Origin of the sequence: Salegentibacter sp. (assembly GCF_041642575.1) — a bacterium.
In the GTDB taxonomy this organism is placed as follows: domain Bacteria; phylum Bacteroidota; class Bacteroidia; order Flavobacteriales; family Flavobacteriaceae; genus Salegentibacter.
Map to the genome: position 1 here is coordinate 70899 of NZ_JBEPWD010000002.1, position 13532 is coordinate 84430.

A 13532-nucleotide genomic window follows, 5' to 3' on the forward strand; every position below is an offset into this window, starting at 1 on the left:
AAATTTGATACTCCGAATAAAGACTCCAATGCCAGATTGAATTCAAACTTAAGTAAGGGACAGCCTTAAACGTTAAAACGGAAGTGCATTACATCGCCATCTTTCACGATATAATCTTTCCCCTCAACTCTCATTTTCCCGGCTTCTTTGACTTTCGCCTCGCTGCCATAGTGAACAAAATCATCATAAGCAATAACCTCAGCCCTGATAAAACCTTTTTCAAAATCGGTATGGATCACTCCGGCTGCCTGCGGAGCAGTGGCACCCTTAGGAAAAGTCCATGCTCTGACTTCTTTCACTCCGGCAGTAAAATAAGTTTCAAGATTCAGTAATTTATAGGCCCCACGAATTAATTTAGCAGCTCCAGCTTCGTCCAGACCAATATCCTGAAGAAACATTTGGCGTTCCTCATAGTCATCAAGCTCAGTAATATCTGCCTCGGTTCCAACGGCAAGCACAAGAACCTCAGCATCTTCTTCTTTCACGGCTTCTTTAACTCTTTCTACATGTTCATTTCCGGAAACTGCCGAACCTTCATCTACATTACAAACATACATAACCGGCTTGTCTGTGATGAATTGCAGCGGCTTTATAAAATCCTTACGCTCATCATCAGTAAAGGTAATTGCGCGAATAGATTTTCCCGCTTCAAGACCTTGTTTTACTTTAAGCAAAGCCGCTTCCTCTTTCTGAGCTTCTTTATTACCAGTCCTGGCAGCTCGTTTTACCTTTTCCAGTTTTTTCTCAGCTGTTTCAAGATCCTTAAGCTGAAGTTCCATATCTATGGTTTCTTTATCCCTGATAGGGTCTATAGAACCATCAACATGAACAATATTTTCATTTTCAAAACAACGCAGAACGTGGAGAATTGCATCTGTTTCACGAATATTCCCCAAAAATTGATTTCCCAAGCCTTCACCTTTACTGGCTCCTTTTACGAGACCGGCAATATCCACAATCTCCACGGTAGCAGGCACCACTCTTTCTGGATTGACAAGACTTTCCAGTTTTTCCAGTCTCGAATCAGGAACATTTACTACCCCTATGTTTGGCTCAATGGTACAGAACGGAAAGTTAGCACTTTGCGCTTTGGCATTGGATAAACAGTTAAAAAGGGTAGATTTTCCTACGTTTGGTAATCCTACAATTCCGGCTTTCATAAATTCAATTTTATGCTGAGTTTTAGCGGCTGCAAATGTAAGGATTAAGAACGATATTTTAATACCTGAAGACTAATTCTCCGGATTTCTTTCAATCGTGTATTTTAGGAAGTTTAACCAGGTTGATCCAGAAGTCTTCAATTTTTCCAATAGCTACCATGAAATCATTCAATTCTATTGGTTTTGTTATATAGCAATTAGCATAATTTTCATAGGATTTGTCAATATCATTCTGGGCCGAAGAAGTTGTAAGCATGATAACCGGAATACTTCTGAAAACATCGTGGGTTTTAATGTATTTTAATACTTCATGACCGTTTTTTCTTGGAAGGTTTACGTCAAGCAGGATAAGATCTGGTAATTTGGCATTTTTAAAATTCCCTTTTTTATTCAGAAAATCAATTGCTTCCTGGCCATCTCTGGCCACAGTTAATTTATTCATTATTTTCCCTTCCTCCAGGGCTTCAGTGGTAAGCAAAATATCTCCTTCATTATCTTCAACAAGCAAAATGTGAATAGAATTCATATGGTTGATTCAGATTAATTTGATAATAGCTTTTAAAAATATAAAAAACTCTGTAACTATAATTGTTTAACAATACTGAAATAAAATATGCTACCACTACCTTCTCTGGATTCCAGCCAGATTTTACCTCCCAGGTTCTCAATGATCTTTTTCGTTACTGCCAACCCCATGCCGGTGCCGGAGTATTTCTCCCTTTGATGTAAACGTTGAAAAATAATGAAGATCCTGTCAAAATATTCGGGATCTATGCCAATTCCATTATCTTTTATACTAAACACAAAATATTTGCTGGATTCTTCAACATTTATCTCAATTTCAGGAGGCAAAGTAGCTTTGCGGTATTTTATAGCGTTACTGATGAGATTTTGAAAAACCTGTCGAATCGGGGCTTTTGGAGCAACTATTTCCGGAAGATTACCGGTTTTAATTACCGCTCCAGAATCCTTAATTTCTTTTCGGTACAGGGTCTTCAGCTCCTCGATTATCTCATTAACATCTATATTTTCTTGTTTATCTTCACTTCTACCAACCCGGGAAAATTCTAAAAGATCAAGAATTATACTACGCATACGTTTAGCTCCGTCTACCGCAAAATGTATATATGTATGCGCTTTATCGTCCAGTTTATTCGAATATTTCTTTTCAAGTTGGGTAAGAAAGCTGGTTACCATTCTTAGTGGTTCCTGAAGATCATGAGAGGCTACGTAGGCAAACTGTTCTAATTCAGCATTTGAAATTTCAAGTTCTTTGGCATGTTTTTTCAAGTCTTCATTCAGAGATTTAAGAGAGCTTTCATAATCCTTGGATTTTGAAATATCCTGCATCGCTCCTACCGCTCTTATTGCCTTCCCGGATTTATCTCTAACTATATAACCTCTATCATATACATACTTATATTCTCCCTGAGCGGTAGCGAATCGATATTCTGATTCCCATTTTCTTTCCTTTCCTGCAATTGCATTTTTAAGGCTATTCCTGGCAACATTAAGATCCTCAGGATGAATATTATCAGACCATAAATTTAGTGCTGTAGTTAATTGTGAAAGCTTATAGCCAAAAAGGGTCTCAAAACCTTCGCCCCAATATACTTCGTCTTTTTCAAGGTCCCAATCCCAGATTGCATCAGAAGTAGCCTTGGTTAGGTATTTAAACCTTTCATTACTCATATAAAGCTCTTTTTCAAACTCATATAGATCGGTTACATCTCTTAATACCCCTATCATTCTATAAGCAACCCCAGCCCTATCTCGTAAAATATAGCCGTTTTCTACAACCCTGATATATTCTCCTTTAATATTCCTGAACCTATATTTTATCTGCCATTTTTTCTTCTTTTGATCAGAAAGATGACGCTCCAGACTTTTTTGTGTTTCTTCAAGGTCTTCAGGATGCACTTTTTCACTCCATTTTTCTATTGGAAATGCGTTATTTTCTACATCATAACCAAAGAGCTTTGTAAATCCTACCCCCCATTTAATATCGTTATTTTGAATATCCCAATCGTAAATGGCATCTCTTGTGGCTTTATTTACAAATTTATACCGCTGATTACTTTGGGTTAAAGCCTCTTCTTTTTGTTTAAATTCAGTAATTAACTGAAGTAATCCTATGGTTCTGTTTATAGTATTTCCCGGAAGTGGGTTTTCTCTTTTTCCGTTTTTGACATATACAGATAAAATACCCAGTAATTCACCTGATGAAGAGAGTACAGGATAGCTCAAGACTGAAGAAATATGATAATCCTTCATAAGGCGAGACAATTCTGAATCTTCCGGCCACTCGTTAATTTCTACCGGAGATTTTTCTCTAATCATTTTTTTGATAAATGCTTCACTAAAAGCATTTTTTTCAATCTCCTCTACTAAATCCCCGGGCAATCCGGCAGCTATCCATTTAATAAATTTCGTGCCTTCCAACTTCCAAATTGCCATTTGGATACTTTTTTGTGAATTTTCTATTTCCTGTAGATAATATTCAAGGATATCATCCAGGGATAATTCTTTCTGAAAATTCATCTCCAAAACTACCTTCTCCAGGTGTTCCAGGTCCTGAAAATATTTTTTTTCGGTGACATCCCGGGAGTTAGCAACAATTCCCTGTATCGCAGGATCATCCATTAAATTTGTCACCGTAGTTTCAACCCAGCGCCATCCTCCTTCTTTATGTTTAAATCTAAAAGGTGCAACATTAAATCTCTTTTCATTTTCCAGTCTACCAAAATTCTCCTGAACACGCTCCAGGTCTTCAGGATGAATGAAATCCCAGGCAATTCTATCATAAAAATCTTCAGGTTCAAAGCCCAAGATATTTATAGAAGTTGGACTGGCATATAAATAACTTCCGGTTTCATCCAATACGGCAATTAAGTCGCCGCCATCCTGCACCAATCCCCGAAATCTTTGCTCACTAAGTCTTAATTGCTGTTCTGCTTCTTTCCTCTCGCGACTATCCCGGGCAATGGCATATATCAATTCATCTTTTTCATCCCAACTAGCCGACCAGGTCAAGGGTATAATTTCCCCCGATTTAGCTACATAACGGTTTTCGAAATTCGTCATCGGTTGCCCTTCCATAATCGCTTTACTCGCAGCTTTAGTCTTCTCTTTATCTTCAGAAAAAACCAGGTTCATAAGAGGCATCCCCTCTAATTCGGTAGTAGAGTACCCCCACAATCTGGAAGCCGCAGCGCTAACTTTTATAAATAGTCCTTCTTTATCTATTATAGAAATAACATCCAGAGATTGGTCCATTATCCTGCTTAGTCGCAGACGATTTTCTTCCAGAGCATTCTCGGCGTCCTTTTTGGCCAGTTGTTCTTCTTTTTCAGCCGTGATATCAAGGATTACCGAATCCCAGATTATACTGCCATCACTTAATCTTTCTGGAGTGCCAATTCCGCGGTTCCATCTTAGGCTACCATCAGGATGGTTTAAACGCCATTCATGTCGCCATTCTGAGAGATTTTCAGCGGATTTCTGAATGCTTTTCATAAGGTCTTGAAAGTCTTCTTTCCAGAAAAGATTCCAGACCATATCATTATCCCGGGCAGCTTCATCAGCAGAAAGACCCCAAAGTTTTTCAGCTCCTTTACTTACATACATTAATCTATCACTTCCATCAGGAAAGAGTTTATAACGAAAAACTACCCCTGGGATATTATTATTGATGTTTTCAAGACGTTGTTCCGTTATTTTCCGGGCGGTAATATCCTGGGTTGCGCCGTAGACTCTGGTACATACCCCATCCATAAACTCAGGGCGACCAGTGGCCCGCACCCATTTTTCATTTCCTTTTGCTGTGATTATTTCTAATTCCAGATCAAAAGGTTCAGCCATTTCGATCGCCTTATTTACTGCATTTGAAATTATATCTTTATCCTCCTGGTTTTTATAAAAATCGATGGACTTACTTAATTTTGGGTTATAATCTGGAGTAACTTCATGAATGCTTTTAACCACCTTGTTCCAGCGTAAAGCATTTTTTACCAGGTCAAGTTCCCAGCTACCAATCTTAGCAACTTCCTGGGTTTCTCTTAAAAATTTTTGATTTTCCGTAAAGGATGAAAGAGCTATTTCCTCTCGTTTCTTAGAAGTTTCTTCCTCTGTAACATCCTTAATGCAATGAAGAATATATTCTACCTGTCCATTTTCATCTAATACAGGGATATTTTGATTATCCCAGAACCTCATTTCCCATTCCCCTGTTTCTTCGTTTAAAAGATCATAATGAATGCGCTCCATTTTTTGGGGCTCACCTGAATTGAGTGTTTTGTTAATAGAATCTTTTAGAAGAACGTTAAATCCACTATCTATTTTTTCATTACGATTAAAAGCTTCCAAAAGCTCCAGCCCAATTAAGGAGTCCTTCTTAATTCCTGTTGTTTCCTCATAAAGCTTATTAACATCAATAATGCTTATGGAATCTGTTGAAGTATCTAATAAAAGACAGGGAAAAGGGAAAACACTAAAAAGGTTCTTGTAATTTAGGATCATAGAAAAATATAATGAGGCTTTTCAAATATAGAAAAATTCAAATGGAATGTTAAAACACTAAAAAGGATTTCAGTTTAATCAAAAAAAATCCCGATTCAAAGAATCGGGATCATACAATTTTATAAAAAGTCCAGGTTATGCATCCCGGTGCATAAACTTCTGTTTTGCCAGTAATTCCTCTTCAGATTCAACGTGATCCTCATCAGGCACGCAGCAATCTACCGGACATACAGCTGCACATTGGGGTTCCTCATGGAATCCCTGGCATTCTGTACACTTGTCAGGAACAATGTAATAGATCTCATCGCTAATTGGTTCCTGGGGTTCTTCAGCATTCACCTGTTTCCCGTTTGGTAATACTACCTCGCCATCCAGGTCGGTTCCGTCTGCGTAACGCCAGTCATCGGCGCCTTCATATATTGCGGTATTGGGACACTCCGGTTCGCAAGCCCCGCAGTTTATACATTCGTCTGTGATTATAATTGCCATAGCTTCTTTTATTAGTAAATTTAAGGTCTGAATTAAAACCGAAACTCTCCTTATTTTTCAAGGAATCTTAGGAGTTTGTGGGTTGAAGTTTTAATTTCGCCGCTACAAATTTAAAACCAATCGCACTCATAACCAAATATGGCAATGACTATCGAAGACCGCAAAACACATTTTATCAAACTTGGTGAATTCCTGGCAAATTTTAAAAGAAATTCTCAAAAAATTCCGAGCCTTGGAAACAAGGATTTAAAATTCTTTAAAGAACTCAATGAAAAAATTGATGCTGCGGTTCACTATAACGGATGGTTTACCAGGGAAAATGTTGTGTTTTCTTTGCAGCAATGGAGTGAAGCGCTCTCCAAAAAAAACTTAGACCAATGGTTAGAACGTTATGATCTTTCTGAAAAAGAATCAAAAACCATTGGAATTATCATGGCCGGAAATATTCCACTTGTTGGTTTTCATGATTTCATTTCAGTATTACTTGCAGGACATAAAGTAGTAGCTAAATTATCCAGCAACGATAAACAACTGCTTCCCGTCATCGCCCGTTATCTCATCCACCTTGATTCTGAATATCAGAACAGAATAAGTTTTACAGAAGACAGACTGAAAGGTTTCGATGCAGTGATTGCCACAGGAAGTGATAACACGGCCCGATATTTTGAATATTATTTCTCAAAGGTGCCCAGCATAATTCGTAAAAATCGAAACTCTGTAGCGGTTTTAACCGGCAGGGAAACGCCTGAAGAGCTTGAAGCCCTCGGGGAAGATATTTTCAGGTATTACGGCCTCGGGTGCCGCAATGTTTCTAAACTCTTTGTTCCAGAAAACTATGATTTTGATGCTTTCTTTAAAGCAATGTATAAATGGAACCCCATAATTAACCAGGCTAAATACGCTAATAATTACGATTATAATAAGGCTGTTTATCTAATGAGTAACTTCAAACTCCTGGAAAATGGTTTTTTAATTCTAAAAGAAGATCGCGGCTATAGTTCCCCTATCGCTACTGTATTCTATGAAACTTATAAAGATTCAGAAGAGCTGAATGAACATTTACAAAATGAGAAAGACAAGTTACAATGTATAGTAAAGAAAAATCCCGGAATTAACGAAGTTAGTTTCGGTGAAACTCAAAAACCACAACTCTGGGACTACGCAGATAACATAGACACGATGGAATTTCTGCTTAAGATTTAATTTTTCAGGAATTATTATCTTAGTAGAAATATATCTAACCATATCATTCTTAAATTATGAAAAAACACAACTTTAGTGCAGGTCCTTGCATCCTTCCGCAGGAGGTATTTCAGGAAGCTTCTCAAGCAATTCTGGATTTCAATAACTCCGGTTTATCCATCTTAGAAATTTCTCACCGTAGCCCCGATTTCGTTTCGGTGATGGAAGAAGCAAGAAGTCTCTCTTTAAAACTTCTCGGGCTTGAGAATAAAGGTTACCAGGCTCTTTTTCTTCAAGGTGGAGCAAGTATGCAATTTTTAATGGCTGCGTATAATTTACTGGAAAAAAAAGCTGCCTACTTAAATACAGGTACCTGGGCTACTAAAGCAATTAAGGAAGCAAGGATGTTTGGAGAAGTTGTGGAGGTGGCTTCCTCTAAGGATAAAAATTTCAATTACATTCCAAAAGATTATTCCGTTCCTACTGATGCTGATTACTTTCACTGCACCAGTAACAATACTATTTTCGGCACTCAAATGAAGGAATTTCCTTCCGTGGAGATTCCGTTAGTATGCGATATGAGCAGCGATATTTTTTCAAGGCAAATGGATTTTTCAAAATTTGATTTGATTTATGCAGGTGCCCAAAAAAATATGGGGCCGGCCGGGACAACACTGGTTATAATAAAAGACGATATTTTAGGAAAGGTTTCCAGGGAAATTCCATCCATGCTGAATTATAAAACACATATTGAAAAAGACAGCATGTTTAATACTCCTGCCGTTTACGCTGTATACGTATCCTTATTAACAATGCGTTGGATGGATAAAAAAGGTGGTGTTAAAGCAATGGAAGAACTCAACAACAAAAAGGCAGAAATGTTGTATTCTGAAATTGACAGAAATGAACTTTTTAAAGCTTATGCGGCAAAAGAAGATCGGTCTTTTATGAATGTTACCTTTAACCTTACCGATGAAGGTCTGAAAAGCAAATTTGATGATCTCTGGAAATCGGCTGAAATCAACGGATTAAATGGTCATCGAAGCGTTGGTGGCTACCGTGCATCAATGTATAACGCCTTACCTCCTCTTAGCGTAACAACCTTGGTCGAGGCAATGCAGGAACTGGAAAGAAAAGCCTGATCTACCATTAGTATAAGAAAATAATAACCCAAACAAATAGAATTTTATATGAAAATATTGGCCAATGATGGCATTTCGCAAAGCGGAGCCAAAGCCCTTAAAGATGCCGGGTTTGATTTAATCTCGGTTAAAGTGGCCCAGGACCAGTTAGAAGATTATATCAATAAAAATAATATCGAGGGAATTCTTGTTCGTAGCAATACCAAAATCAGGAAAGCACTTATAGATGCCTGTACCAATTTAAAGTTCATCGGAAGAGGTGGCGTTGGCATGGATAATATTGACGTGGAGTATGCCAGGTCTAAAGGATTGCATGTTTTTAATACCCCGGCAGCATCAGCGGCTTCGGTAGCAGAGCTTACTTTCGCCCATTTATTCAGTGGAGTAAGACAGCTCTATAATGCTAATCGCAATATGCCACTGGAAGGTGACACCATGTTTTCGGAATTAAAAAAGGCCTATTCGAAAGGTTATGAACTAAGAGGAAAAACCCTGGGAATAATAGGTTTTGGAAGAATCGGCCGCGAAGTCGCTAAACTTGCCCTTGGTGTTGGCATGAAGGTTATTGCCAGTGATAAAGAAGTTGGAGAAGCAATTATAGAGTTGGAATTTTATAATCATCAAAGCATAAAGATTCCCATTAAAACTGAGCCTGTAGAAGATCTTATTAAACATTCAGATTATATCACTCTTCACGTACCTGCTCAATCCAAAGCCCTAATTGGAAAGAAAGAGTTTGACTCCATGAAACCAGGTGTTGGCATTATCAATACGGCCCGTGGTGGCGTAATTGATGAGGAAGCACTAATGGAAGCAATAGAATCTGGAAAAGTAGCTTTTGCGGGACTGGATACTTTCAAGGACGAACCAAAACCTGCAATTAAATTGCTAATGAATGAAAATGTTTCGCTTAGCCCTCACATTGGTGCAGCAACAATAGAAGCTCAGGAAAGGATCGGGCAGGAATTGGCTTCAGAGATTATTTCTAAATTTAAGCCTTAAGCTACCATTTTATATTTATGCTTAACTTTTATCGCTAAGAATACAAAAAAACCGTAATTTCAGTAAATAAATGGCTGGAGTTATGGTTTTTAAATCTTAGCCTTTGATTTGGATTGAATTTTGGTGATTAATTTTAACCATTTAGTGCATATAAACACCTCACCAGAAAGCAGTAAGTAAAATATAAACCATGAAAAATATTTTTTACATATTGATCTTAGGATTGATGATTTACAGTTGTGGCACCCAGGATCGAAATCTCAGGTCAGACAGTGTAGCAAATGCTGAAAACGATACCGTGCGTATAGCCAATGATAGCCTGGAATATGAGATCATTATCATAGAACCCGGGTTCAATCTTTTTATTAATAGTATTGCCAGACCTGAAGGTTATTACTCTCAGAGTTATTTAGAAAATAAAAACCGCTTCCTGGTGCAGGAATATAACCAGCGAGTAAGAAATCCGCAGCGATATAATCCAAATCTTTATATTCAGGAGATAAATTACGATAATAATATAGATTACGGCTATGAGGTGAATTATCTTTTATATAATTATTTTGTGTATTTAAGTCGCCAGTATAACCAACGTTTTTCAGTGCCTACCCGCATTTAAATATTGTTCAGTATTGAAGTAAGAAAGCTTTTAATATATTTGCCACATGAAGAAATTAAAAAAGCGTTGGGGTATTAATTCCAATTGGCAAATTCTAATAATCTTTATAGTTTTTGCCATTACAGGATCCAGTGCAGCAAAATTGGCCGGTCCTGTTACCGATTTTATAGGTCTATCTTCAGATTCTACCCATTGGATCATTTATTGGGGTGCCAGGTTAATTTTGATTTTTCCAATATACCAGGTTTTACTGGTGAGCTTCGGTTGGCTATTTGGTCAATTTGATTTTTTCTGGGCCTTCGAAAAGAAAATGCTAACCCGAATGGGCTTTGCCAAAATTTTTCAGAATTAAATTGAAATTTTTAAAAAACATATTTTCTGTATTGGCGGTGGTCATATTTTTGGCGCCAACTGCGATAAACTTTGCTCATCTCTTTAGCAAACATACTCACGAGGTTTGCGAACACTATGCAGAAGAACATTTCCACACTAAAAATCTGGAGTGTGAATTAGACCAGTTTCAGAAGAATCCTGCTCTTGTTTTTATTTTTCCTGAATTTGTTCCTGCAATCCAGTTATCTGAAAAAGAGGAACTCCCAGATTATTACCAATTTTTAAGTGATCATATAAAGCTTCCTTTTGAGCTACGAGGTCCTCCCCTCGCCTGAGACTATTTCGTAATTATCTAGTATCAGTATCACCTTAAAAAAATTATATGAAAACCAAAATTTTCTTTTTGCTGTTTTTGGCAGTAAATTCCATTCTATACGCTCAAAATAATATCGAAGGCACAATAACAGATCTTGCTAGCGATGAACCAATATTTGGAGCTACTGTATACCTTCCCGGCCTGGAAAAGGGCGTTTTAACAGATTTAGACGGGAAATTCAGCTTTAAAAACCTTCCTAACGGAAATCATAAGATTGTGGTATCTTCTGTGGGATACAGTACCTATTCAGGAGAAATAAAAATACCAACTTCAGCAAGTTTTGATCTGGGACTAAAACCTTCAGCAATAGAAATGGAGGAGGTAATAGTTTCAACACCATTTCATCAATTGCAAAGCGATAATGTGATGCGGGTCTCCCGGGAAAACGTTTCTACGCTTAACCGCAAAGGAGCTGTAACCCTTACTGATGGAATCTCTATGATAGAAGGTGTAGAAAGTCTTACCACCGGCTTAGGCATTGGGAAACCGGTAATTCGGGGTTTAAGCTCGAATAGAGTTTTGGTCTATACCCAGGGAGTGAGACTGGAAAACCAGCAATATGGCGACGAGCATGGTTTAGGTATTAGCTCTAAAGGAATTGAAAGCGTAGAGGTCATAAAAGGTCCTGCTTCTCTTCTCTACGGAAGCGATGCCATTGGAGGAGTTTTATACCTTAATCCTGAACGCTTTGCATCTGCCAACAATACCAAAGCTGAACTAGATGGTAATTATTTCAGTAATACAAATGGTTATCAGGGAAGCGCCATGGCAGCAACTTCCGGAGAAAAATTGAAATTTATTGCGCGAGGAAGCTATGCCGCCCATAGCGACTATGAAACCGGAGATGGAGAACGAGTAACCAATACCCGTTTTAACGAAAAGGACTTTAAAACAGGTATAGGTTACCAGGATCAAAAATATAAAGGAGATCTGCGCTATAACTATAACCGATCTAATATTGGAATTCCCGAAGAAATGGGCATCCAGAGTACAGATAAAGACCCGTTATTACCATATCAGGAGATAGATAACCACATCCTTAGTCTGGACAATAAATTTTACTTTAAAAATTCAAGCCTGGACCTTAAGGTTGGTTACCAATTTAATAACCGACGGGAATTTGAAGAGGAGCATGAAGATGATGACCATGAAGAAGAAGAAGAAGTAGAACACGAGGAGGAAGAAGAACACGATGACGAGCATCCTGCACTGGAAATGCATCTTGAGACCCTTAATTACAACCTGAAATATAATTTTCCAAGATCTGGAAAATTTGAAACTATTGCGGGGATCCAGGGAATGTACCAAACCAACACCAATTTAGGCGAAGAGATCTTAATTCCGGATGCAAAGACTACCGACATTGGGATATTTGCTACTTCTCACCTTCATTTCGAAAAATGGGATTTTCAAGGAGGTTTGCGTTATGATTTCAGGAATCTGGAAAGTTCAGAATATGGTCATGACCTTGACGAGGACTTCATTCCAGCCCTGAACCGTAACTTCAACAGTATTAACGGTGCATTAGGAGCAAAATTTGATATTTCTGAAAGCCTTAATGCCAGATTGAATCTTGCAAGTGGATTTCGTGCACCAAACCTTGCCGAACTTACTTCTGATGGGGCTCATCACGGCGCCAACAGGTATGAAATTGGAGATGCTAATTTATCGAATGAACAAAACCTGCAGATTGATCTTTCTTTAGAATTTAGGAATGAACATGTTGAAACCTATGTAAACGTGTTCCAGAATAGCATAAACGATTATATATATATCAATCCTACCGGAGAGGTAATCGGAGATAATCTTGTATTTCAATACACGCAAAATAATGCCAGTTTGTATGGTGGTGAAATTGGAGCTCATATTCATCCTCACCCATTGGATTGGCTACATTGGGAAACCGGTTTCGAAATGGTTCGTGGAGAACTTGAAAATGGAGAAGACCTCCCCTTAATTCCAGCGAATTCCCTCAACAATACTTTCAGGATTGAGCTGGAAGGAGAACTTGTTAGGAAAAAATATGCATTCTTAAGGTTGCAAAATGTTTTCGACCAGGACAGGATTAGCGATTTTGAAACCCGCACCGGAGGTTACAGTTTACTTGGTGCCGGCTTTGGTGGTACTTTTGATCTCAATGGTTCAGAACTTCAGTTTACTCTTAATGGTAATAATCTTTTAAACAAAACTTATATCTCACATTTATCTCGCCTAAAACCGGATAATATTGGCAATATTGGCAGAAATATTTCTTTTTCTTTACAATGGTTTCTCAAGTAAAAAAGAGGTTTATATAAAAGTAAAAGTCGGGAATTCCCGACTTTTACTTTTATATAATTCTTTAAGAAAATTTAAGATCTAATTCTTATAGGGCGTAATTCACCCGGTTTTTCTTTATTCCAAACATAGGTATATAACCACATAAGAGTGAATGTTGGAATTATATCAGTGCCCGGCAGGATCTCTTCAATAAATAGAATTGCTGAAGCTATTTTACCTTTTTTTCCGGGATACATTTTTTGAAGGGTTTTAGCAGCGTATGGTGCCCATAGAATATCTAAAAATGGGCCTACAACAGGTATACCTAAAGTAGCCATACCAACAACATCATACGCGAGTCCTTTTATAAGTAATTTATTTTTCGATTCTTCCATTAGTTATAGTTTTACCTGTTAAATATAACAAATAAGGTGCCAGAGTTAGGCATAGCAGGT

At 37.8% G+C, this 13532-nt stretch carries 12 protein-coding genes; 7 read left to right on the top strand and 5 right to left on the bottom strand.

The annotated features are described in order from the left end of the window. Positions 1-65: 65 nt before the first annotated feature. The 4 genes from ychF to ACESK1_RS00985 all read right to left on the bottom strand — a co-directional run bounded on the left by ychF (position 66) and on the right by ACESK1_RS00985 (position 6167). Positions 66-1160: a redox-regulated ATPase YchF gene (gene ychF, locus ACESK1_RS00970; RefSeq protein WP_372916989.1), complete on the bottom strand. Its 1095-nt coding sequence runs from the start codon at positions 1158-1160 to the stop codon at positions 66-68. Positions 1161-1251: 91 nt separating this feature from the next. Next, positions 1252-1686, bottom strand: a complete 435-nt coding sequence (locus ACESK1_RS00975; protein WP_372916991.1) for a response regulator — start codon at positions 1684-1686, stop codon at positions 1252-1254. 56 nt (positions 1687-1742) lie between these two features. Next, positions 1743-5678, bottom strand: coding sequence for a PAS domain S-box protein (locus tag ACESK1_RS00980; RefSeq protein ID WP_372916993.1), 3936 nt, complete (start codon positions 5676-5678; stop codon positions 1743-1745). Positions 5679-5813: 135 nt separating this feature from the next. Further along, positions 5814-6167, bottom strand: coding sequence for a 4Fe-4S dicluster domain-containing protein (locus ACESK1_RS00985; protein WP_372916995.1), 354 nt, complete (start codon positions 6165-6167; stop codon positions 5814-5816). Positions 6168-6311: 144 nt separating this feature from the next. On the opposite strand from ACESK1_RS00985, the gene ACESK1_RS00990 reads away from it, so the two are divergent. From ACESK1_RS00990 to ACESK1_RS01020, 7 genes are all read left to right on the top strand, one after another. Beyond that, on the top strand, positions 6312-7370 hold the full coding sequence (locus tag ACESK1_RS00990; RefSeq protein ID WP_372917123.1) for an acyl-CoA reductase: 1059 nt from the start codon (positions 6312-6314) through the stop codon (positions 7368-7370). A gap of 56 nt (positions 7371-7426) precedes the next feature. Further along, positions 7427-8491 (top strand): 3-phosphoserine/phosphohydroxythreonine transaminase, encoded by a 1065-nt coding sequence (gene serC / locus ACESK1_RS00995; RefSeq protein ID WP_372916997.1) that lies wholly within the window; start codon positions 7427-7429, stop codon positions 8489-8491. A 48-nt stretch (positions 8492-8539) separates the two neighbouring features. Further along, positions 8540-9493 (top strand): D-2-hydroxyacid dehydrogenase, encoded by a 954-nt coding sequence (locus ACESK1_RS01000; RefSeq protein ID WP_372916999.1) that lies wholly within the window; start codon positions 8540-8542, stop codon positions 9491-9493. A 190-nt stretch (positions 9494-9683) separates the two neighbouring features. Beyond that, positions 9684-10109 carry a DUF6146 family protein gene (locus tag ACESK1_RS01005; RefSeq protein WP_372917001.1) on the top strand — a complete coding sequence of 142 codons (426 nt, stop codon included), beginning with the start codon at positions 9684-9686 and terminating at the stop codon, positions 10107-10109. 46 nt (positions 10110-10155) lie between these two features. Beyond that, positions 10156-10461, top strand: a complete 306-nt coding sequence (locus ACESK1_RS01010) for a DUF6787 family protein (RefSeq protein WP_372917003.1) — start codon at positions 10156-10158, stop codon at positions 10459-10461. A gap of 1 nt (position 10462) precedes the next feature. Further along, positions 10463-10777, top strand: coding sequence for a hypothetical protein (locus ACESK1_RS01015; RefSeq protein WP_372917005.1), 315 nt, complete (start codon positions 10463-10465; stop codon positions 10775-10777). A gap of 47 nt (positions 10778-10824) precedes the next feature. Next, positions 10825-13098 (top strand): TonB-dependent receptor domain-containing protein, encoded by a 2274-nt coding sequence (locus ACESK1_RS01020; RefSeq protein WP_372917007.1) that lies wholly within the window; start codon positions 10825-10827, stop codon positions 13096-13098. A gap of 71 nt (positions 13099-13169) precedes the next feature. On the opposite strand, the gene ACESK1_RS01025 is transcribed toward ACESK1_RS01020, so the two are convergent. Continuing rightward, positions 13170-13472 (bottom strand): hypothetical protein, encoded by a 303-nt coding sequence (locus ACESK1_RS01025; protein ID WP_372917009.1) that lies wholly within the window; start codon positions 13470-13472, stop codon positions 13170-13172. Positions 13473-13532 lie beyond the last annotated feature (60 nt).

What these genes read in the sequence shown, in the direction of transcription:
- ychF (WP_372916989.1), bottom strand. Translation starts at nt 1,160, where the DNA reads ATGAAAGCCGGAATTGTAGGATTACCAAACGTAGGAAAATCTACCCTT.
- ACESK1_RS00975 (WP_372916991.1), bottom strand. Translation starts at nt 1,686, where the DNA reads ATGAATTCTATTCACATTTTGCTTGTTGAAGATAATGAAGGAGATATT.
- ACESK1_RS00980 (WP_372916993.1), bottom strand. Translation starts at nt 5,678, where the DNA reads ATGATCCTAAATTACAAGAACCTTTTTAGTGTTTTCCCTTTTCCCTGT.
- ACESK1_RS00985 (WP_372916995.1), bottom strand. Translation starts at nt 6,167, where the DNA reads ATGGCAATTATAATCACAGACGAATGTATAAACTGCGGGGCTTGCGAA.
- ACESK1_RS00990 (WP_372917123.1), top strand. Translation starts at nt 6,312, where the DNA reads ATGACTATCGAAGACCGCAAAACACATTTTATCAAACTTGGTGAATTC.
- serC (WP_372916997.1), top strand. Translation starts at nt 7,427, where the DNA reads ATGAAAAAACACAACTTTAGTGCAGGTCCTTGCATCCTTCCGCAGGAG.
- ACESK1_RS01000 (WP_372916999.1), top strand. Translation starts at nt 8,540, where the DNA reads ATGAAAATATTGGCCAATGATGGCATTTCGCAAAGCGGAGCCAAAGCC.
- ACESK1_RS01005 (WP_372917001.1), top strand. Translation starts at nt 9,684, where the DNA reads ATGAAAAATATTTTTTACATATTGATCTTAGGATTGATGATTTACAGT.
- ACESK1_RS01010 (WP_372917003.1), top strand. Translation starts at nt 10,156, where the DNA reads ATGAAGAAATTAAAAAAGCGTTGGGGTATTAATTCCAATTGGCAAATT.
- ACESK1_RS01020 (WP_372917007.1), top strand. Translation starts at nt 10,825, where the DNA reads ATGAAAACCAAAATTTTCTTTTTGCTGTTTTTGGCAGTAAATTCCATT.
- ACESK1_RS01025 (WP_372917009.1), bottom strand. Translation starts at nt 13,472, where the DNA reads ATGGAAGAATCGAAAAATAAATTACTTATAAAAGGACTCGCGTATGAT.